The organism is Pseudomonas sp. 18.1.10 (assembly GCF_024655625.1).
In the GTDB taxonomy this organism is placed as follows: Bacteria; Pseudomonadota; Gammaproteobacteria; order Pseudomonadales; family Pseudomonadaceae; genus Aquipseudomonas.
In genome coordinates, this window is the sequence record NZ_JANLGL010000431.1 from 1 (window position 1) to 2,019 (window position 2,019).

At 60.0% G+C, this 2,019-nt stretch carries 2 protein-coding genes; both read left to right on the top strand.

The window, feature by feature from the left end:
• The first annotated feature begins 104 nt into the window (after nt 1-104).
• Nucleotides 105-608: an ureidoglycolate lyase gene (locus tag NUV89_RS29475; RefSeq protein WP_257784089.1), complete on the top strand. Its 504-nt coding sequence runs from the start codon at nt 105-107 to the stop codon at nt 606-608.
• Nucleotides 609-659: 51 nt separating this feature from the next.
• Nucleotides 660-1,946, top strand: a complete 1,287-nt coding sequence (locus NUV89_RS29480) for a urate hydroxylase PuuD (protein ID WP_257784088.1) — start codon at nt 660-662, stop codon at nt 1,944-1,946.
• The last annotated feature ends 73 nt before the right edge of the window (nt 1,947-2,019 follow it).

Genomic DNA, 2,019 nt, shown 5'->3' on the forward strand with positions numbered 1-2,019 from the left:
CGAGAACGCCCCCACCCAAATTTGAAATGCATTCCCCTGTGGGAGCGGGCTTGCTCGCGAAGGCGTCAGAACTAACAACACAACATTCGGATAAGAAGACAGCCATGCGCACACTCGTGATCGAACCCCTGACCAAAGAAGCCTTCGCCCCCTTCGGAGACGTTATCGAAACCGACGGCAGCGATCACTTCATGATCAACAACGGGTCGACCATGCGCTTTCACAAATTGGCCACGGTCGAAACCGCTAAACCGGAAGACCACGCCATCATCAGCATCTTCCGCGCCGACGCGCAGGACATGCCGCTGACCGTGTGCATGCTGGAGAGACACCCGCTGGGCAGCCAGGCGTTCATACCGCTGCTCGGCAACCCCTTTCTGATCGTGGTCGCGCCACTTGGCGATGCACCTGTATCAGGCTTGGTCCGCGCCTTCGTCACCAACGGCAGGCAGGGCATTAATTACCATCGCGGCGTCTGGCACCACCCGGTGCTGACGATCGAAAAGCGGGATGACTTCCTGGTGGTTGATCGCAGTGGCACAGGCAATAACTGCGATGAGCATTTTTTCAAAGAGGATGAGCGGTTGATCCTCGCCCCCCACCAATAAGAGAAGGCTTGATTACCCGACAACAAGGGTGACAGGCGAGAGGTAAAGACTGTGGAAGCACATCTGTTGGAATGGCTGAACCTAAGCGTGCGCTGGGTTCACATGATTACTGGCGTCGCGTGGATCGGCGCTTCTTTCTACTTTGTCTGGCTGGAAAACAACCTCAATCGCGTCAACCCCAAGAACGGCCTCGCCGGTGACTTGTGGGCAATCCACGGTGGCGGTATCTACCACCTGGAAAAATACAAACTGGCCCCGCCGACCATGCCGGACAACCTGCACTGGTTCAAATGGGAAGCCTATTTCACCTGGATGTCGGGCGTCGCGCTGCTGTGCGTGGTGTTCTACCTCAACCCGACGCTGTACCTGCTCGCCCCCGGCAGCAGCCTCAGCGGCACCGAAGGCGTATTGCTGGGCATCGGCTCACTGTTCGCCGGCTGGTTCATCTACTCCTTCCTCTGCGACTCGGCCCTGGGCAAACGCCCTGCCCTGCTCGGGTTCATCCTGTTCGTGCTGTTGATTGCTGCTGCGTACGGTTTCAGCAAAGTGTTCAGCGGCCGTGGCGCCTACCTGCACGTCGGTGCGGTGATCGGCACCATCATGGTCGGCAACGTGTTCCGCATCATCATGCCGGCGCAACGCGCGCTGGTCGCGGCGATTGCCGAGAACCGCACGCCAGACCCGGCGCTGCCGGCCAAGGGCTTGCTGCGTTCGCGCCACAACAACTACTTCACCTTGCCGGTGCTGTTCATCATGATCAGCAACCACTTCCCGAGCACCTACGGCAGCCCATACAACTGGCTGATCCTGGCCGGTATCGCCGTGGCCGCCGTATTGGTCCGTCACTACTTCAACACCCGGCATAACAGCCAGAAGTACGCGTGGACCTTGCCCGTGGGCGCCTTGGCGATGATTAGCCTGGCCTATGTGACCGGTCCCAAGCCGGTGGCCGAAGTGGCCAAGGCCCCTGCGGCCATCGAGTACCAACCGTTGCCGGAAACGGCAGTGGGTGGCGGCTTGAAACCCGCTGCTCCCGCCGCTGCTCCTGCTGCCGAACCGGCACCCGCGCAGGCGTCGATTGATTTCGACAAGGTCCATGGGGTGATCCAGGAACGCTGCGCCGTGTGCCATTCGGCCAAGCCCACCAGCCCGCTGTTCAGCGCTGCACCGGCTGGGGTGATGTTTGACACCCCGGCGCAGATCCAGCAGCAGGCGGCGCGTATTCAAGCGCAGGCCGTGGCGACCCAGATCATGCCGTTGGGCAACATCACCCAGATGACCCAGCAGGAACGGGATTTGATTGGCACCTGGATTAACCAGGGGGCGCGCACAAATTAACTGATTGATGCAAATCCAAATGTGGGAGCGGGCTTGCTCGCGAAGGCGGTGTGTCATTCAACCAAGCATTGAC